This window comes from Variovorax sp. YR634, from assembly GCF_900106655.1.
GTDB lineage: Bacteria > Pseudomonadota > Gammaproteobacteria > Burkholderiales > Burkholderiaceae_C > Variovorax.
Genome location: NZ_FNOL01000021.1, coordinates 1 through 18,324 on the forward strand (window position 1 = coordinate 1; position 18,324 = coordinate 18,324).

17 protein-coding genes are annotated in these 18,324 nt (G+C 67.9%); 6 read left to right on the forward strand and 11 right to left on the reverse strand.

What is annotated here, in order from left to right; all coding sequences use genetic code 11:
• Positions 1-74 precede the first annotated feature (74 nt).
• Entirely contained in the window at positions 75-338 is a 264-nt protein-coding gene (locus BLV60_RS26745; RefSeq protein WP_256329592.1) for a tetratricopeptide repeat protein, read from the forward strand.
• An 8-nt stretch (positions 339-346) separates the two neighbouring features.
• Here BLV60_RS26745 and BLV60_RS26750 read toward each other — a convergent pair whose 3' ends face one another.
• From BLV60_RS26750 to BLV60_RS26760, 3 genes are read right to left on the reverse strand one after another with little or no spacing between them, the layout of a single operon-like run.
• Positions 347-2,284, reverse strand: a complete 1,938-nt coding sequence (locus BLV60_RS26750; protein ID WP_093058328.1) for an esterase/lipase family protein — start codon at positions 2,282-2,284, stop codon at positions 347-349.
• Entirely contained in the window at positions 2,284-3,315 is a 1,032-nt protein-coding gene (locus tag BLV60_RS26755; protein WP_093058329.1) for an Lnb N-terminal periplasmic domain-containing protein, read from the reverse strand. Before BLV60_RS26755 ends, BLV60_RS26750 begins: the two co-directional genes overlap by 1 nt.
• Before the next feature lie 59 nt (positions 3,316-3,374).
• Positions 3,375-6,077: a bifunctional acetate--CoA ligase family protein/GNAT family N-acetyltransferase gene (locus tag BLV60_RS26760; protein ID WP_093058330.1), complete on the reverse strand. Its 2,703-nt coding sequence runs from the start codon at positions 6,075-6,077 to the stop codon at positions 3,375-3,377.
• A 101-nt stretch (positions 6,078-6,178) separates the two neighbouring features.
• On the opposite strand from BLV60_RS26760, the gene BLV60_RS26765 reads away from it, so the two are divergent.
• Positions 6,179-6,673 carry an arsenate-mycothiol transferase ArsC gene (locus BLV60_RS26765; protein WP_093058331.1) on the forward strand — a complete coding sequence of 165 codons (495 nt, stop codon included), beginning with the start codon at positions 6,179-6,181 and terminating at the stop codon, positions 6,671-6,673.
• Positions 6,674-6,707: 34 nt separating this feature from the next.
• On the opposite strand, the gene BLV60_RS26770 is transcribed toward BLV60_RS26765, so the two are convergent.
• From BLV60_RS26770 to BLV60_RS26795, 6 genes are all read right to left on the reverse strand, one after another.
• Positions 6,708-6,914: a dodecin gene (locus tag BLV60_RS26770; RefSeq protein ID WP_093058332.1), complete on the reverse strand. Its 207-nt coding sequence runs from the start codon at positions 6,912-6,914 to the stop codon at positions 6,708-6,710.
• A 66-nt stretch (positions 6,915-6,980) separates the two neighbouring features.
• Positions 6,981-8,144: a c-type cytochrome gene (locus tag BLV60_RS26775; protein WP_093058333.1), complete on the reverse strand. Its 1,164-nt coding sequence runs from the start codon at positions 8,142-8,144 to the stop codon at positions 6,981-6,983.
• A 1-nt stretch (position 8,145) separates the two neighbouring features.
• Positions 8,146-8,949 (reverse strand): ABC transporter ATP-binding protein, encoded by an 804-nt coding sequence (locus BLV60_RS26780; RefSeq protein WP_093058334.1) that lies wholly within the window; start codon positions 8,947-8,949, stop codon positions 8,146-8,148.
• Positions 8,943-10,016, reverse strand: coding sequence for an ABC transporter permease (locus BLV60_RS26785; protein ID WP_093058335.1), 1,074 nt, complete (start codon positions 10,014-10,016; stop codon positions 8,943-8,945). Before BLV60_RS26785 ends, BLV60_RS26780 begins: the two co-directional genes overlap by 7 nt.
• On the reverse strand, positions 10,013-11,029 hold the full coding sequence (locus BLV60_RS26790) for an ABC transporter substrate-binding protein (RefSeq protein WP_093058336.1): 1,017 nt from the start codon (positions 11,027-11,029) through the stop codon (positions 10,013-10,015). The genes BLV60_RS26785 and BLV60_RS26790 overlap by 4 nt, the downstream gene beginning before the upstream one ends.
• Before the next feature lie 95 nt (positions 11,030-11,124).
• On the reverse strand, positions 11,125-12,036 hold the full coding sequence (locus BLV60_RS26795) for a LysR family transcriptional regulator (RefSeq protein ID WP_093058337.1): 912 nt from the start codon (positions 12,034-12,036) through the stop codon (positions 11,125-11,127).
• A gap of 66 nt (positions 12,037-12,102) precedes the next feature.
• On the opposite strand from BLV60_RS26795, the gene BLV60_RS26800 reads away from it, so the two are divergent.
• The 3 genes from BLV60_RS26800 to BLV60_RS26810 all read left to right on the forward strand — a co-directional run bounded on the left by BLV60_RS26800 (position 12,103) and on the right by BLV60_RS26810 (position 14,727).
• Complete coding sequence (locus tag BLV60_RS26800; protein WP_093058338.1) at positions 12,103-12,753, forward strand: HAD family hydrolase; 651 nt, start codon at positions 12,103-12,105, stop codon at positions 12,751-12,753.
• A gap of 11 nt (positions 12,754-12,764) precedes the next feature.
• A complete protein-coding gene (locus BLV60_RS26805; RefSeq protein WP_093058430.1) occupies positions 12,765-13,901 on the forward strand; it encodes a DSD1 family PLP-dependent enzyme in 1,137 nt (378 codons plus the stop codon).
• 169 nt (positions 13,902-14,070) lie between these two features.
• On the forward strand, positions 14,071-14,727 hold the full coding sequence (locus tag BLV60_RS26810) for a dihydrofolate reductase family protein (RefSeq protein ID WP_093058339.1): 657 nt from the start codon (positions 14,071-14,073) through the stop codon (positions 14,725-14,727).
• 46 nt (positions 14,728-14,773) lie between these two features.
• Here the strand turns inward: BLV60_RS26810 and BLV60_RS26815 are convergent, their stop codons facing one another.
• A complete protein-coding gene (locus BLV60_RS26815) occupies positions 14,774-16,108 on the reverse strand; it encodes an aminotransferase-like domain-containing protein (protein ID WP_093058340.1) in 1,335 nt (444 codons plus the stop codon).
• Between the two features lie 85 nt (positions 16,109-16,193).
• On the opposite strand from BLV60_RS26815, the gene BLV60_RS26820 reads away from it, so the two are divergent.
• Positions 16,194-16,796: a DJ-1/PfpI family protein gene (locus tag BLV60_RS26820; protein WP_093058341.1), complete on the forward strand. Its 603-nt coding sequence runs from the start codon at positions 16,194-16,196 to the stop codon at positions 16,794-16,796.
• A 26-nt stretch (positions 16,797-16,822) separates the two neighbouring features.
• Here BLV60_RS26820 and BLV60_RS26825 read toward each other — a convergent pair whose 3' ends face one another.
• On the reverse strand, positions 16,823-18,319 hold the full coding sequence (locus BLV60_RS26825; protein ID WP_093058342.1) for a mannose-1-phosphate guanylyltransferase/mannose-6-phosphate isomerase: 1,497 nt from the start codon (positions 18,317-18,319) through the stop codon (positions 16,823-16,825).
• Between the last annotated feature and the right edge of the window lie 5 nt (positions 18,320-18,324).

Below are 18,324 nucleotides of genomic sequence, written 5' to 3' on the forward strand. Positions count from 1 at the left end.
AAAGCCGCAGCGAAAGTCCGAATGTACGGGTGCAATCGAACCTTCAAGTCATCATCAACTGACTGCCTGGCATATTGGGGGGCGTCCATGTACGGGCGTTCACCCACATGGAGCTCGGGAATTTCAGCGAAGCGCTGAACGACTTCGAGCAGTCGCTGCAGGTGAACCCCGACGGGCCGGCTGCTTTCTTCTCAAAGGGCGAGTGCCTCATGCGGCTCGGCGAGCTGGCCGCCGCGGAGGCAATCTTCGCGGAGGGAGCGGAGCGCTTTCCCGAGAAGAAGGCGCTCTTCCAGGACTTCCTGAAGCGCGTGCGGGCGCAGCGCTCCGCGAAGAGGTAGCCGCGCGGTCAGCGCGGCGGCTGCGAACGCAGCTGCTCCCTGAGGATCCGCCGTATCTCCAGGATCGCCAACGGATTCTCCTGCACGCTGTGCGCTGACGGAATCACCAGCTCCGATGCCGCGCCGTCCAGGTGCGAGCTTGCATACGGCACGATGCCGTCGCTCGACAGCGCCTGCGCCACGCCCGGCGTGTCGTTGCCGATGATCGAATGAAAACGCACGCGCGGATTCATCGGCAGCCCCGATGACAGCCGCACGAACGGATCGCGGTCGCTCAGGTTGTCGATGCTGTTGGGAATGCGCAGCGGCTCCTGGCCCTGCGTGCTGGGCGCGATGCGGATCAGCTCGCGCGAGATGTCGCTCAGCTGCCCCAGCATCGCCACCGGCAGCGTGATGAGGTTGGCCACCCAGCGCGATACGCGGTTGTTGGCGAAGTCGGTGCCGCGATGCGGCGAGGCGATGAAGATCACGTCGCTCACCTGCGGCAGCGGCTCGAAGCGCAGGTAGGGCGCGAGCTTTTCTTCCATGCGCTGCTGCTGCGCGCCCTGCATCGGGTAGCTGGCCAGCAGCGCCTCCCAGAGCTTGTCTTCCGACGACGACACCATCAGCCGCGACAGCACGCCGCCCATGCTGTGGCCGATCAGCGTGATGTTGTTCGAGGCCTCGGCCTTGCCCGTGGGGTCGAAGTGCGCAAGTGTCTGCGTGACGGCTTCGCGGATCGCGAAGTTGTTGATCGGCAGCGGTGCATTGGTGGGGTAATACACCTGCCAGATCTGGTAGCGGCGGCGCAGCGTTTCGTCGCCGAGCACTTCGTTGGCCACGTTGATCCACGCCTCGGGGCTGCTCGCGAGGCCGTGCAGCATGATGACCGTGCGGCGGTTCGGGTCGTAGGGCTGCATCAGGTAGATGCGCGGCTGCGTGAGCCCGTCGCGGCCGCCGAACAGGCTGCGCAGGGCCTGCAGCGCGAAGTCGGAGCGCGCGAGCCACAGGCCGTAGCCCGAGGTGAAGTTGGCGGCCAGCGGCACCTCCTGCCCGGCCAGTTGGACGTTGGCGGTGCGGTACGGGTCGTAGGCCGCGATGCGCAACGTGTGGGTGCGCAGGATCTCGTCGAGATTGGCGCCGTCGAACAGCAGCAGCGCGGTGACGGCGGGGAACGGCATCTCGCGGTAGGGCGGCCGGGGCGGGCGCTTGTCGTCGGCCTGGCCGGGCGTTGCCTCGTCGTCCGTGCGCTTGGCGTTTGCCGCCACCAGCTCCGCGCCGAAGCCGTCGCGCCGGTAGGTGTTGCGCAGGCCAGAGAAGGTCAGCGAGGCGGCGGGAATCAGTTCGTCCGGCAGCGGCGCGCTGGTGGGCAGGCGCAGTCCCGACACATCTGTTTCGATGCGCCAGTCGCCTACCTGCGGCACTTCCGGGGTCGGGTCCGATGGCGACCCGGTGCGCCGGTAGGTCTTGAAGAGGCCGGTGATGGCCTGCTGCACTGCGTAGTTGTAGTAGTCGCGAACCTGCGTCTGCCGGTCTTCGAAGGCGCGGTCGCGCGGCTTGCGGGCGGTGTAGAACAGGTAGGCGTAGGCATGGCGCGCGGTTTCGAGCCAGGCCTCGATGGCCGTGGTGGCCGATGAATCTGACTGCGCTGCGGTGCCGCCTTTGTCTGCCGCCAGCGCCACCTGCAGCCACACTTCCGACAGCGCGGACAGGCGCTGTTCGTCGCTCAGGCCCGACGAGTCGGCCAGCGCATTGCGGCAGGCCTGGCCGTCCTTGCGACACAGATCGGCGTCGGAGCCGATCACGCGCAGCACTTCCTGTGCGGAGGTGCTGAGCTCGCCGGTGGTGAGCACGTCGCCGCGGCGCTGCGCGAGGTATTCGGCCGGCGAGATCGAGCCGACCTTCACGCCTGCGCAACCGGCCAGCAGCACGGCGGTACACAAAAGGCAAAGAAAGCGCATGCGCATCACGGCTTCGCCTTGGGGGCCTTGGAGTCCTCGAGGCCCGGCAGGCCTTGCCTGATCGCCTGCGAGAAGTTCACGCCCGGCGCCGCCTTGTCGGTGGCGATGGCACGGTCGGTGATGCGGCCCGCCGCGCGCAGCGCTTCCATGCTGTAGCCGGGCGTAAGGCCGCCCACGTCGTAGAGGTAGTCGGGCAGGTAGCCCGAGGCCAGCAACCGCCAGTCCATCGGCAGGCCGGGCACGATGCGCTTGGCCAATGCATACACGATGGTGGTGCAGTTGGCGGTGAGCGTGTTGTAGAAGCTGGCCTCGCGCACCAGCGCCGCGCTTTCGCCGAGGTAGGCCACGAACAGCGAGCGCATTTCCTGCTGCGGCAGGCGCACGCGGTACATGTAGACGTCTTCGCCACGCACGTTGGTACGCACGCGCATGATGTCGTGCTCGTCGGCCGCAACGAGGCTGGTCTCGAACTGCTTGAAGAAGCCGCCGACCGACGAGAAGCTTTCACCGCGCTCCTTGCGGATCTCGATGGAGAAGGTAACGAACTGCCCGTCATCGAAACCGAAGGACACCAGCGTGTGCGCGATGGCGGGGCCGCTCCAGTACGAGAGCGCCACGTCGACCGAGCGCAGGCGGTCGAGGTCGTAGCTGCGCGTTTCCCAGCGCTGGGTGTAGTCGGTGTCGCTGCGCCATTCGAAGTTGCGCACGTTGTCCATCGTCACGATGCTGCCGTCGACATGGGCGTGCAACTGGCGGGACACGTCATCGGCCCACAGGCGGTTCTGCGAGGGCAGGATAGTGCCCCACCAGCCCATCAGCAATGCGAAGCCAACCACGTAGGAGAGCAGGGCGCGCGCTGCCTTGCCGCGCCACAGCAGCGCGATGGCGGCAAGGCCGAAGCCGGCCCACAGCACGCCTGCGCCGATCTTCACGAAGGAAGGCCCCGGCAACTGATACCAAAGTGCCATGCAGGCCCACATCGCCGACAGCAATACGACTAGCGATGCCGCGAAGCGGCCGAGGAAGCGCAGGAACATTCAGGTCATCGGAGAGTGAGGCGCGATTATCTCCGCCCGACCCGGGCGCCCCGGGGCCTCTACAGCATGTACGTCACGAGCTTGAAGTCCGGGTCTTCGGGGAAGGGCTTCACGGTGAAGCCAAGCCTGCGCACCAGCTTCAGCATGTCGGGGTTGTTGGCCAGCACCAGCCCGTCGATCTCGGCCAGGCCCTTGTCGCGCGCCACGTCGATGATGCTTTCCATCAGCCGCGAGCCGATGCCCTTGCCGCTGAACTCGTCGGCCACCACCAGCGAGAACTCGCAGCTGGTCTGGTCGGGGTTGGTGATGTAGCGCGACACGCCCACGATGTGCTCGCTTTCGAGCACGGTGCCCTCGGGCGACACGCTGCGCTCCATCACCACCGCCACCAGCGCCATCTCGCGGTCGTAGTCGATCAGCGTGAAGCGCGACAGCATCGAGGGCGGCAGCTCGTGGAAGCGCGAGACAAAGCGGAACCAGCGGCTCTCGGGCGACAGGCCCTGCACCAGCGCCTGCAGCATCTGCGCGTCGTTGGGATGAACCGGCCGCACGATGTACGTGCCGCCACCGGGCAGCGGCCATTCACGCCGGTAGCGCGCGGGGTACGGCATGATGGCCAGGTGCTGGTAGCCGTTGACCGCATTGCTGACGTGGGCCGCCACCGCCTGCGTGGTGCTGCCGACCACGATGCGCGCGTCGACCGAAATGGCGCCCGACTCGTCCACGATGATGGGGTTGATGTCCATCTCGCGCAGCTCGGGCAGCTCGCACACCATTTCGGACACGCGCAGCAGCACGTCTTCGAGTGCTTCCATGTTCACTGCATGAGCGCCGCGCCATTCGCCCAGCGTCTCGGCCACGCGCGAGCGCTCGATGAGCCGGTGCGCAAGAAACTGGTTGAGCGGCGGCAGCTCCATGGCGCGGTCGTTCAGCAGCTCGATCATGGTGCCCCCCGCGCCGAAAACGATGACGGGGCCGAAAGGCTGGTCGGTGACCATGCCCACGTAGATCTCGCGCCCGCGCCGCGCGCGCACCATCTTCTGCACGGTCACGCCGTTGATGCGGGCCTCGGGCGCGAGGCGGGCAACGCGCTCCATCATCTCGACGTAGGTGTCGCGCGCGCTGGTGCCGTTCAGCACATTGAGCGCCACGCCTTCCACGTCGGACTTGTGCGCGATGTCGGGCGAGTCGATCTTCAGCGCCACCGGAAAGCCCAGCTGCGTCGCGATCATCATGGCCTCGCTGGCGCTGCGTGCGAGCAGCGTGCGCGTGATCGGAATGTGGAAGGACGACAGCAGCGACTTCGACTCCATCTCGGTCAGCACATGGCGCCGTTCGGCCAGCACGCTTTCGATGATCAGGCGCGCGCCCTCGATGTCGGGCTTGGCCAGTGCCGACAGCGGCGGCGGCGTCTGCTGCAGCAACTGCTGGTTCTGATAGAAGGCCGCGATGTTGCCAAAGGCGCCCACCGCGGCTTCAGGCGTGCGAAAGCTCGGAATGGTCGCGTCGGCTAGCACAGAGCGCGCCTTGCCCACGGACGAGTCGCCCATCCAGCAGGCCAGCAGCGGCTTGTTCATCGGCCGGGGGATGTCGGCCAGCGCTTTCGCGGTGGCAGCTGCGTCGGCGCCGGCCTTGGGAGAGAAGATGGCGAGCACGCCGTCGACCTGGCTGTCGGCCGAGGCGGCATCGATGGCGGCGCGGTAATGCGCGGGCAGGGCCTCTTCGGAAAGATCGATCAGGTCGTTCAACGATGCGAGCGGGGGCAGGGTGGGCTGCAGCAGCTTCTGCGCGGGCGGCGAAAGCTTGCCCAGGTGGAGGCCGATCTCGTTGATCCAGTCGGCCGCCAGCACGCCGGGCCCGCCGCCGTTGGTGACCACGGCCAAGCGCTTGCCCACCGGCCGGTAGCGCGAGGCCAGGCACTTGGCGGCAGAAAACAGCTCGACGAAGGAGCGGACCCGCACCGCGCCCGCGCGGCGCAGCGCGGCATCGAACACGTCGTCGCTGCCCACGATGGCGGCGCTGTGCGTCTGCGCGGCCTCGTTGCCCGCCGGCTTGCGCCCGGCCTTGAGCACCACCACCGGCTTGGCATGCGAGGCCGAGCGCAGCGCGCTCATGAAGCGCCGCGCATCGGCAATGCCTTCGAGGTACACGATGATGCTGTGCGTGGCCTGGTCGTTGGCCAGGAAGTCGAGCACCTGCGGAATGTCGACCGAGGTGTGCGGGCCCAGCGACACCACGCTCGAAAAGCCGACGCCGTTCTGGCGCGCCCAGTCGAGCATCGAGGCCGTGAGCGCGCCAGATTGCGCCACCAGCGCGAGCGGCCCCGGCTTGGCCAGCGGCCCGGCCACGCCGGCATTAAGGTGCAGCAGTGGGCGCTGGAAGCCCAGCGAATTCGGCCCCAGCAGGTGCACGCCTTCGCGGCGCGCGATCTTGCGCCACTGCGCTGCCTCGTCGGCGCCGATGCCACTCGAAAGAACCACCGCCGCCTTGCAGCCGATGCGACCCGCGATTTCAAGCGCGGCCGCCACGTCGCGCGGCGCCAGCGCGATCAGCGCGAGGTCGGCATGAGTCTGGGCCAGTTCTTCGAGCGTGCCCTTGGTGCGCACGTCCAGAAAGCGCAGGGTGCCGTCGAAACGGTCGGCACGGAAGGCCTCGCGCAGCGTGCGGCCCGCAGGGGTCTGGCCGCCCGGGTCGTCGACGTGGCCGACGAAGGCCACGATGGAGGCGGGTGCGAAAAGCGGGGTCAGGAAATGCTTGTCCATGCCCCCAAGTCTGCACCGTTCCGCACCGTTCGGGGGCAGTTGCGCAGGGTCTTGACCTAAGTCATGACGTGGTCAGCGCGCTTGGCTATATTCAAGGCTCCATGCAAAAACGTATTGGCGTGATCTTCGTCTCGCGACGAAATTCATTGCGCAGCATCCTGGCCGAAGCGTGCCTCGCGCACCTGGACCCGAAGCGGTTCTCGGTATCTTCCTGCGGTCAACCCGGGCACATTGCCCGTGAGTTCCATCCCGCGGCCGTTGCCGCATTGACGAGCGCCAGCATTCCCCCTCCCGAACGGCCGCCGCGCAGCTGGGATGAGCTGGTGCGCGCGAATGCCTCCCCGGCGGACTTCGTCATCACGCTGGACGCGGCCAGCGCATCCCGCCAGCCGTCATGGCCCGGCCAGCCCGACGCGGCGCTGTGGGCCTACCCCGACATCGCCGACGGCAACGACCTGGAGAAGACCGCGCACGACGCCATCCAGATGCTGTTTTCGCTGCGTCGTCGGCTCGAACTGCTGGTGAGCCTGCCGATGCAGGGGGCGGACCGCTCGGCCGTTCGCTCTGATGTGCGGGACCTGGGATACATGCGCTAGCAGAGGCTCTGGCTCGAACGCCCCCGCGTTCGGCTCACTCCAGCGTGAAGCCGATCTTCAGCGTCACCTGCCAGTGCGCGACCTTGCCGTCCACCACGTGCCCGCGCGTCTCGGTGACGGTGAACCACTGGATGTTGCGCAGCGTTTCGTGCGCCTTGGCGATGGCGGTTTGCACGGCGTCTTCGATGCCGGTCGAGGAGGAGCCCGTCAGCTCCAGCGATTTGTAGACGTGGTTGGACATGGGGTCTGTCTCCTTCTGGGTTGATGGGCGATGGGCCCGGAAAACATCGTAGTCCTGTTGCGGGCGTCAGTGGACGAATCCGCCCTTGACGAAGCGCACGGGTTCGGCGTCCATGCGCGCGATGAGTGCGCCCAGGCCGTCCGGCGCCAACGGCCGCGTGCCAGCCGATGCAGGCTGCTCGGTGCGGCACAGCAGGTCGTCGTCACTCCACGCGCCTTTGCCGGGTTCGCCGCGCGCGCGCAGCCAGCCGTCGCGGTCCACGATCAGCTGCGTGCCCGCGAGCTGCGATGTCGCGGCGACCAGCGAGAAGGCTGCCCATGCGGCGGATGAAGCGGCGATGCAGTCACCGGCCTGCGATACGGCTGTGGTGGCATCTGGCGCAAGGAACACGGTGACGAGGCGTGGGTCGTCGAGCAGCGGCGGCACGCTCGCACCCGCAGCCACGATCCGCAAGCGCTGCCCGCGCCAACTGTTCAGACTGCGTGGCGGCTTGCCCTTGCATTGCACAGCCACATCGGGCGGTGCGATCGGCTGCGTCCACAGCCCGGCCGCACGCAGGCTTTCACCCGCGCCCTGCGCTTTCATGAAGTCGATCAGCGCCCAGGCGTCCGCGTCACGCAGTACACCGCCGAAGCCGGGCATCGTCGGGGCGCCGCGCCGGTCGCGCATGCCATTCATCACATGCCAGAGCACATCGCCGTCGGCGCGTCGCCACAGCAGCGGCCCGCCGAGATTGGGCGGCCACACGGGTTGTGAAGCTGCCAGCGGTCCTTGTCCACGCCCATCGGTGCCATGGCAGGCCACGCACTGCGCCGCATACAGCACGCGCCCGCGCTCGATGCTGTCTGCGGTGAAGCCCGTGGGCGATGTCTGGAAGCTGGTCGGGTACGCGGGTACAAGCACCACGTTGGCTTCGGGCCAGGGCGCCAGCGCGACCAGCAACGCGGCCGCCGCAACGAGCCACACGCGGCGACGACGCCAGAGCGCGGCGAGCAGCAGCGTCAGCACCGCCGCCGCAAGCACGACCACCGTGAGCCCGAGCCGTCGCGCCTGGCCAAGATCGATCAGCAGGTTCTCGCCCGACAACCGCAGCGCCCACGGCCATGCCGGCTGGCCGTGCGCGTGCGAGACCAGCCCCAGCGCATCGAGCAGGCGCAACAGCTGCAGTTGCGTGCCCTGCAGCAGGCCGATCAGCAGGTTGAGCCAACCGGCCTCGGGCAAAACGCTCATGTCACCACGTGGCGTCGAGTCCCAGGTGCTTGAGCGCCTCGTGCCGCAATTCGGCCAGCCGCGGGTCGCCACGATGGCGCGGGTAAGGCAGATCGACCACCAGTTCCGCCGCAATGCGCGCCGGCCGGTCGCTCAGCACGATCACGCGGTTGGCCAGGAACAGCGCCTCTTCCACGTCGTGCGTGACCAGCAGCGCAGAGAAGCCGGCACGCTGCCACAGGTTGACCAGCTCGCTCTGCATCGCGATGCGCGTGAGCGAATCGAGCTTGCCCAGAGGCTCGTCGAGCACCAGCAGCTGCGGGTCGTTGACCAGCGCACGCGCCAGCGCCACGCGCTGCGCCATGCCGCCGGAGAGGTGATGCGGAAAGGCCTTCGCGAATTCGGTGAGGCCCACGAGCTTGAGCGCTTCGTCGACGCGGGCGCGCTGTTCCTTCAGCACGCCGCGCGCCTGCAGGCCCAGCGCCACGTTGTCCCACACGCTGCGCCATGGGTAGAGCGTCGGGTCCTGGAACACGACGATGCGCGACGGGTCGGGCCGCGTGATGGCTTCGCCGTTCTGCGTGATGGCGCCGGCGGTTGCGGGCTCAAGGCCGGCCACCAGCCGCAGCAGGGTCGACTTGCCGCAACCGCTGGGCCCCAGCAGCGCGACGAACTCGCCGGGGCGCACCTGCAGGTCGACGCCGTCGAGCACCTGCAGCACGCCGCCGGACACCTCGAACCAGTGGCTGACGCCGCGGATGTCGATGTGGGCGCCGCCAGTGGTCTGGGTCGGCGCGGGCGCGCGAGGAAGCACTGCATTCACCATTTGACGGTTCCTTTCTGCCAGGACAGCACGCGGTCGCGCACCTTGAAGAGCAGCGTGATGAGGCCCGAGCACAGCGCGGCCATGACGAACAGCGCCGCGTACATGTTGGCGTATGCAGCCCAGCCCTGGGCCCACTGCAGATACCAGCCGAGCCCGGCCTTCACACCCATCATCTCGGCCGTGATCAGCACCGAGAACGAGGCGCCAAGGCCCATGAACAGGCCGACGAACACCTGCGGCAGGGCGGCTGGAATCGCCACCCGCAACACCAGGAAGCGCTCCGAAGCACCCAGCGTGCGCGCCACGTCGTAGTAGCTCTTGTGCACCGAGGCCACGCCCGACCAGGTGAGCACCGCCACCGGGAAGAAGGTGGCCAGCCCCACGAGGAACACGGCGGCCGAATAGCTCGACGGCGCAAAGAAGAAGGCCAGCGGCAGCAGTGCCGACGCCGGCACCGGCCCCAGGAAGCGCAGCAGCGGATGCACCCAATACCCCGCGATGCGCGACCAGCCGATCGACACGCCCGTGACAAAGCCGATCAGCGCGCCCAGCACGAAACCATTGGCCAGCAGGCGCAGCGAATACGCGGTCGACAGGCCCAGGCGTTGCCAGTCCTCATGAACCACGTCGATCAGGCTCTGCGGCGGAGCGAAGAAAGGCGAAGGCAGCACGCCGAGCTTGGCGGTGCCGATCTCCCACAGCGCAAGCACTACGGCCAGCGCGACCAGCCATTGCCCGGCCGGCCGCAGCGTTCGCGCCAGCTTGCCCGCGCGGTGGCCCAGCAGCGAAATGGCGAAGAGCAGGGCGGCGACTACCAGCGTGGCAATGCCGAACTCGCGCGTGAAGGCCCAGTCGTTGAAGCCGACTTCCTTGTTCGGCCACAGCAGCGTGAGAAGGCCCAGCGCGACCCAGGCGGCTGCAGCGAGCAGGCCGGTGGGCCAGATGCCGGTGGGGGCGGGAGGGCGCAGCGCAACCGTCTGCGGGGTTTTCTGCCGCGGTGCGTGATGAGCGGGCGCATTGCCCTGCAACCCGAGCGGCGAGTCCAGAACCTGTTCAGCGGTGGTCATGCGAGAACGTCCAGCGACACGTGATTGGCGAAGCGCGCTACGTCGGTGCTCTTCTTCAGGATGCCGGCATTGCGGAAGTCGGCGGCGAAAGCTTCCACCTCGTTGCGCAGCGCCTTGCCGGCCGGATGGTGCTTGTAGGTGAGCTCGGCCAGCAGCTTCTGCAGGTCTTCGAGCGGCACTTTGGGCGCGTATTTCGAATAGATCTTGGCGGCTTCGTTCGGGTTCTCCGACACGTAGTCGGAGGCCTGCGCGAGCGCGCGCACCACGGCGGCGGCGCGTGGCTTGTCGTTGCGCGCCAGTTCGCCGCGGGCGCCGACGATGCAGCACAGACGCTCGGCGTATTCGCCCTTGGCGCTGTTGGCGATCTCGGTGAAGACGCCGGGGTTGCGCTTCTCGATGAGAAACACGTTCGGGTCGCCGTCGGCAATCGCGTGGATCTCGCCCTTCTTCACGGCCACGTCGAGCAGGTCAGCCGGGTAGACGCGCCAGTCGACGTCCTTCTCGATGTCGATGCCTTTCTTCGCGAGATGAATGGCATAGAACTGCCTGGCCGGGCTGTTCTGGTCCGATACGCCGATGGTCTTGCCCTTGAGGCTGGCAAGGTCGGTCGTCACCCCCGAGGCCTTGGCCCCCACCAGCCGCAGGCAGCCGCCGTGCACGCTGCCCACCACCTTGACGTCGAAGCCCGCCTCCAGCGGCTTCACCCAGCGGTGGATCAGGCCCACGCCCACGTCGGCCTTGGCGGTCGCCAGTGCCTCCAGCATCTGGTCGGACGAGCCCGCCCAGTTGAGCAGCTCGACGTCGAGCCCGTTCTTCTCGAAGAAACCCCGCTCCAGTGCCACTGGTACTGGGGCCAGGCAGAAGCCGGCCTGGCTCCAGGCGAAGGTGAGTTTGCGTGGCTGCGAGCGTGCCACGGTGGCGAGCAGGGCACCGGAGCCCACGATGGCTGCCGCCGCCCCGGCCTGCAGCACGCTGCGGCGCGAAGGCGGTAAGTGATCGAGAGGAACGGTCATCGCAAGCTTCTCCACCGAAAAATTGGAAGCAGCGAGTGTTGGCGCGCGAGGCCCGCGCGGCCAACGAATGAATGCGGCTATGGATATGCGCGCAACTACTTTTCCCTGGCGCCGAAGCTCTCCGCCAGGAATTCGACGATGGCCTGCACCCGCGCCGTGCGCCCCTTGCGGCTAGGCACCAGCAGCGTGACCGGCGCGCTGTCGAACTGCCAGTCGGCCAGCACGCGCACCAGCGTGCCGCGTGCCACGGCATCGGCCGCATCCCATTCGGAACGCAGTACGAGTCCCATGCCCTGTTCGGCCCACTGGCGCGCCACGCCGCCGTCGTTGGTGACGTAGGCGGGCGAGATGCGCAGGGTCTGGGGTTTGGCCCTGGCGGCTGCGCGGCCGGCCGGGCGCACATGCCATAGCGTCACGTCCTCGTCGTTCTCGCGGATGCTGATGCAGCCGTGCGCCATCACGTCGCGCGGCACGCGGGGCACGCCGTGCAGGCGCAGGTATTCCGGGCTCGCGCACAGCCAGCGCTCGTTGGCGCTCAGCGTGCGCGCCACCCACGACGAGTCGCGCACCGTGCCGATGTGGATCACCGCGTCGGCGTCGTGCCGGTCGGGCCATGGGGTTTCGCGCAGGTCGAGCTGCACGCTCAGCCCCGGGTGCAGCCGGGCGAAGCGCGCGAGCATGGGCGCTATGTACTGCCGGCCGTAGCCGAAGGGCGCGGCGATGCGCAGCGTGCCGGTGAGCCGCTGGTCGTCGCGCTGCATCGACTCGCGCAGCCCCTCGATCTGGCCGAGCAGCGCAGCCGCTTCGCGCGCGAAGCGTTCGCCCTCGGGCGTGAGGCTCAGCCGCCGCGCGGTGCGGGTGGCGAGCGACAGGCCCAGCGTGGCTTCGAGCTTGCGCAGCCGCATCGACAGCGCGGGCGGTGTGACGTCGAGCGCGCGCGCCGCGGCGCTCAGCGAAGGTTCGCGCAGCAGGGCGGCCGCAAGCTGCATGTCTTCGATCTGGATCATTAACTTGTACTTAACGATTGATGACCGTGCATTGAAGCACAAGCATGGCCTTGAGACGTACAGTCGATGCCCATGCAAGCCCACAACGCCTATCCACGCGCCGTGCTTTTCGACCTGCTCACGGCGCTGCTCGATTCCTGGACCGTCTGGAACACCGCCGCAGGTTCCGAAGAGAAGGGCCGCGCCTGGCGCGCCGAGTACCTGCGGCTCACTTACGGCTGCGGTGCCTACGTGCCCTACGAGCAGCTGGTGAAAGACGCTGCGCGCCACACAGGCATGGCCGACTCCGCGCCCGACGCACTCGAAGCCCAATGGGACACCCTGCCCGTGTGGGACGGCGCACGCGAGCTGCTGCTGGCGCTGAAGCCGCACTGCAAGCTCGCCGTAGTCACCAACTGCTCGAAGCGGCTCGGCCATCGTGCGGCGGCGCGGCTGGGCATCGACTGGGACGTGGTCGTCACTTCGGAGGAGGCCGGCTTCTACAAGCCCGATCCACGTCCGTATCGCTTGGCGCTCGACCGGCTGGGTGTGAAGGCTGAAGAAGCGGCTTTCGTTGCCGGTTCGGGCTACGACATGTTCGGCACATCGGCGGTCGGGCTGCGCACCTACTGGCACAACCGCGTCGGGCTGGCGCTGCCGCAGGGTGCTCCGACGCCCGAACTGCAAGCAGCAACACTGGCACCCGCGCTGCCCTGGCTGCAATCCTTCGGCAAATGAAGAACCCACTCATGAACAACACCCTCGCCACCATCGACACACCCGCCGCCCTCATCGAGCGCTCGCGCATGCAGCGCAACATCGCGCGCATGCAGCAGCGCATGAACGAACTTGGCGTGCGCTTTCGCCCGCACGTGAAGACCAGCAAGTGCATCGCCGTTGCCAAGGCACAGCGTAATGGGGGTGCGCAGGGCATCACCGTCTCCACGCTGAAGGAGGCCGAGCAGTTCTTTGCCGAGGGCTTCACCGACATCCTCTATGCCGTCGGCATGGCGCCGCACCGGCTGCAGCATGCGATGGATCTGCGCCGCAGAGGCTGCGCGCTGGGCATCCTCACGGATGGTGTCGAGTCGGCGCGCGCGATCGTGGAGTTCGGCCGCGCGAACGGCGAGGTGTTCGACGTGCTGATCGAGGTCGACACCGACGGCCATCGCTCCGGCATCCGGCCCGAAGAAGACGCGCTGCTCGAAGTGGCGCATGTGTTGCACGACGGCGGCATGTGCCTCGGCGGCGTGATGACGCATGCCGGCTCCAGCTACGAGCTCGATACGCCCGAAGCCCTGCGAGCCATGGCCGAACAGGAGCGCTCGGGCTGCGTGCGCGCTGCCCAGCGGCTGCGCGACGCGGGCCTGCCGTGCCCGGTGGTCAGCGTGGGCTCCACGCCCACGGCGCTGATGGCCGAGGCGCTCGAGGGCGTTACCGAGGTGCGGGCCGGCGTCTACGTGTTCTTCGACCTCGTGATGCGCAACATCGGCGTATGCACAGAGGGCGACATCGCCCTGAGCGTGCTCACCACGGTGATCGGCCACCAGGCCGACAAGGGCTGGGCCATCGTCGACTCAGGCTGGATGGCGATGAGCCGCGACCGTGGCACGCAGAAGCAGAAGCGTGACTTCGGCTATGGGCAGGTCTGCTCCGTGGATGGGACCGTACTCGACGGCTACGTGCTCAGCGGTGCCAACCAGGAGCACGGCATCCTCTCGCGCGAAGGCGCGCTGGACACGGGCATTGCGGCGCGTTTTCCCATCGGGACGCGGCTGCGCATATTGCCGAACCACGCTTGTGCGACTGGCGCGCAGTTTCCTGAATATCAGGCGCTATCTGAAGACGGCTCGCTGGAAACCTGGGGGCGGTTCCACGGCTGGTGAGTGCACAGCGTCGGCGCTTGAGCGAGAGCGGCCTCGTTTCGGTCAGCCAAGTCGAGCCGCCGCAGCAGGGTGCGCGTGGAGGGTTCCTGAATCTTGCCACCAGCCTTGTCGCCTCGGAGGAGGCCGACCGCGCTAGGATGTGGCCTCTCTTTTTTCAGGAGACAGCCCCATGACCCGAGTACTGGTGCGCAGCTTCAGCGTTTCGCTCGACGGCTTCGCCGCTGGCCCAGACCAGAGCCTGGAGCACCCGCTGGGCGTTCGTGGTCCTGAACTCATGGACTGGTTCTTTCCCACGCGCGTCTGGCAGCAGATGCACAAGACGGGCGAGGCCAACGGCGAGACCGGCATCGACAACGAGATCGCCGAACAAGGCTTCGCCGAAATAGGTGCCTGGATCCTCGGACGCAACATGTTCGGGCCGGTGCGCGGTCCCTGGCCGGACGAGAGCTGGAAAGGCTGGTGGGGCGATGAGCCCCCGTACCACGTGCCGGTCTTCGTGCTGACCCACCATGCCCGCGCGCCGCTGACGATGCAGGGTGGCACTACTTTCTACTTCGTCACCGGCGGCATCCGCGAAGCGCTGGCACAGGCACAGGTCGCCGCGGGTGCGCGCAACGTGCGCGTGGGCGGCGGCGTGGCCACCGTACGCGAATACTTGAAGGCCAGGCTGATCGACGAACTGCACCTGGCCGTGCGTCCGGTGCTGTTGGGCAAAGGCGAGGCGCTGTTCGCAGGCCTGGACCTGCCGGCGATGGGCTACAGCTGCGAACGGCAGGTGGCAGGCGAGCGCGCCACGCATATGTTCCTGCGCCGCAGCGCGCCTTGACATGGGAAGAGTGGCTCAAATGTCGACAGGGTCCCGCCACGTCATCTCAGAACGACCGCTCCCCGATCACCCGTCGCACCGTCCGTAGCGCACTGCGCAGCTCGTCCAGCCCGACCGACCCCAGTGCGAGGCGCAGCGCATGCGGCACGTGCTGTGACGTCGCGAAGGGCTCGGCAGTGGACACCGAGACGCCATCGCGCATCAGCGCCGCCGCAACCAAGTCGGCGCGGGTTTCGTCCGGCAGGCACAGCCAGACGAAGTACGACGAAGGGTGCCGCACGCACCGCAATCCGGCAAGCTCCTCGCTGGCGATGGCTTGCCGCGCCGCCGCGTCCTGCCGTTTCTCTGCCTCGAGGCGGTTGACCGTGCCGTCTTCCAGCCACGCGCAGGCGATGGCCGTGGTCACGCCCGGCGTGCACCAGGTCGTGGCCCGGATTGCGCGTTCGAGCTTGGGCACCAACACATCGGGCGCGGCGACGAAGCCCACGCGCAGCCCGGTCGCCACGCTCTTGGAAAGACCCGAGACATACACCGTCGTCTCCGGTGCCAGCGTTGCCAGCGGCGACGGCGCGTCGTCCGCCAGAAAGGCGTAGGCGGCGTCTTCGATGATGAGCAGGCCATGCCGTCTTGCGATGGCGGCCAGCCGGCGGCGCCGGCTTGCGCTCATCACCCAGCCCAGCGGGTTGTGCAGGGTCGGCATCGCGTAGATGGCCTTCAGGCGGCGGCGCGCGCACAGGCGTTCCAGCGCGTCCAGGTCCGGCCCCTGTCCGGATGCCGGTATGGGCGCCAGTTCCAGCCGGTGTGCCTCGGCGAGCACCTTGAAGCCGGGGTAGGTGAGGGCGTCGACGGCGACCACGTCGCCCGGTTGCAGCAGCGCCATCACCGTTACTGCCAGCCCGTGCTGTGCGCCGTCGACGAGCAGCACGCTCGACGGCTCGGCCGCCAGTCCTCGCAACGCGAGATGCCGGGCGACGCAGGCGCGTTCATGCATTCGGCCGCCATGGGGTGCATAGCGCAGCATGGCGTCCAGTTCACCACCGGCGGCGAGCTGCCGCAGTGCGGCGCGCAGCAGCTCGGCCTGTCCGGGCAGCGATGGGTAGTTGAAGTTCAGGTCCACCAGGTCCGGTGCCATGGTCCGCTGATCGACGCCAACACCGCCGTGCATCGCCGCTTCGCGCACGAAGGTGCCGCGGCCGACCTCGCCGCTGACCAGCCCCATCGCCTCCAGCTCCGCATAGACGCGCGAAGCAGTAACCAGCGCCAGGCCGTGGCGCTCGGCCAGCCGCCGGTGCGTAGGCAGGCGGGTGCCCGGCTGAAGGCGTCCCGCGCGGATCTCGGCGGCGAGTTCATCGACCAGTTGCTTGTAGCGGGCTTCGGCCATCGTGCGATGTATGCATGACAATTTTTTGATTGTATTGATCGCCCGGCCTACGATGAGCGCATCTCAGCCCTCACGCACGAATCCTATGCACATCGCGATCCTCACCTTCGACGGCTTCAACGAACTGGACTCGCTCATCGCGCTGGGCGTGCTCAACCGTATCAAGAAGCCGGGGTGGCGCGTGACTTTGTGTTGCCCGACCCCGGAAGTCACGTCCATGAACGGCGTGACCATACGCGCCCAGTCGTTGCTGGAGGATGCGCGCCTTGCTGATGCCGTCGTCGTCGGCAGCGGGGTGAAGACGCGGGAGGTCGTCGCCAGCCCCGAGCTGATGGGGCGCCTGGCGCTCGATCCGGCCCGCCAGTTGATCGCAGCGCAGTGCTCGGGCACTTTGATCCTGGCCAAGCTCGGCCTTGTGGGCGGCATACCGGCCTGCACCGACCTGACCACCAAGCCCTGGGTGCAGGAGGCCGGCGTGGAGGTCTTGAACCAGCCCTTCTTTGCACGCGGCAATGTCGCAACCGCAGGCGGCTGCTTTGCCGCGCCTTATTTGGCCGGCTGGATCATTGCCCGCACCGAAGGGCTGGAGGCTGCCGCCGCAGCGCTTCACTACGTCGCCCCGGTGGGCGAAAAGGAAGCCTACGTGGCCAACGCACTCGGGAACATCACGCAGTACCTGCCGCAATGACCTCTTGTGCGGGCTGAATCGACAGCTCAGCGCCTTATGGGCGCATGCAGCACCGCATTCGCCCCCGACCCGGCCGAAGCCTGCGTCGGCGATGCGTCGGCCAGTGTCCTGACCGGGCCGCAGCGTCCGTAGGTGTCGTCGAAGCGCACGATGTCGTCTTCGCCCAGGTATCCGCCGGTCTGCACCTCGATCACTTCGAGCACGGTCTTGCCCGGGTTCTCCAGCCGGTGGATCGCGCCCGAGGGCAGGTAGATCGATTCGTTCTCGCGCACCAGCGTGACTTCGCCGTTGCAGGTGGCGCGCGCCGTGCCCTTCACCACGATCCAGTGCTCGGCGCGGTGGTGGTGCATCTGCAGCGACAGTTTGCCGCCGGGCTTCACGGTCAGGCGCTTGACCTGGAAGCGCTCGCCCAGGTCAATGCTGTCGTACGCGCCCCAGGGCCGCACCACGCGGCGGTGCTCAGTGGCCTCGGCGCAGCCTTCCAGCGAGAGCTTGCGCACCACGTCGGCCACCTGCTCCGCGCAGCCCGCGCCGGCCACCAGCACGGCGTCGGGCGTGTCCACGATGATCAGGTTTTCAGTGCCCAGCGCCACCACCGGCCGGTGCGGCGCGTGGATGAAGGTGTTGCGCGAGTTCAGCGCGCTGGCCTTGCCGCTCAGCCTGTTGCCCGCGTCGTCCGCCGGGTGCAGGCTGGCAACCGCGTTCCAGCTGCCGACGTCGCTCCACAGGCCTTCGAACTTCACGACTGCGATGTCCTTGTGCTTTTCGAGCACGGCGTAGTCGATGCTGTCGGCTCGGCAATCCTCGAAGGCTGCGCGGTCCAGCCGCAGGAAGCTGCCGTCGGTTGCAACGGCGGCAGTGGCGCGCTCGCAGGCCAGCAGGATGTCGGGTGCATGCCCGCGCAGCGCTGCGATCAGCGTGCGCGCCTGCACGAGGAAGATGCCCGCGTTCCAGCTGTAGCCGCCATGCAGGATCAGCTGCTCAGCCACCGCTGCCGTCGGCTTTTCGACAAAGCGCACCACGGCCTGGCTGCGCCCGTCGGCCGAGGGTTCGCCGGCTTCGATGTAGCCGTAGGCGGTGCTCGGAAAACTCGGCACCACGCCGAAGGTGACGATCTTGCCGGCCAATGCGGCCTCGACGCCGGTGCGCACGGTGCGGGCGAACAGCGCGGCGTCGGGAATGTGGTGGTCGGAGGGCGCGAACAGCAGCAGGTCGTCGGGCTCGGCCAGCAGCGCGGCCGAGGCCATGGCGGCAGCGGTGTTGCGCGCCACCGGCTCGAGGATCTGCCGGCCCGTGGCGTGCGCGTTTTCCACCGCTTCCTTCACCAGGAAGCGATGGTCTTCCGACGTGACGCAGGTGATGTCGGCATTCAGCACCGCCAGCCGTTCGAGCGTGAGGTGCAGCAGGCTTTTGCCGCCGACCAGCGGCGCGAACTGCTTGGGCAGCGCCTTGCGCGACAAAGGCCACAGCCGCGTGCCGCTGCCGCCGCACAGGACCACGGGATGGATGAGGGGGGTGTTCATGATCG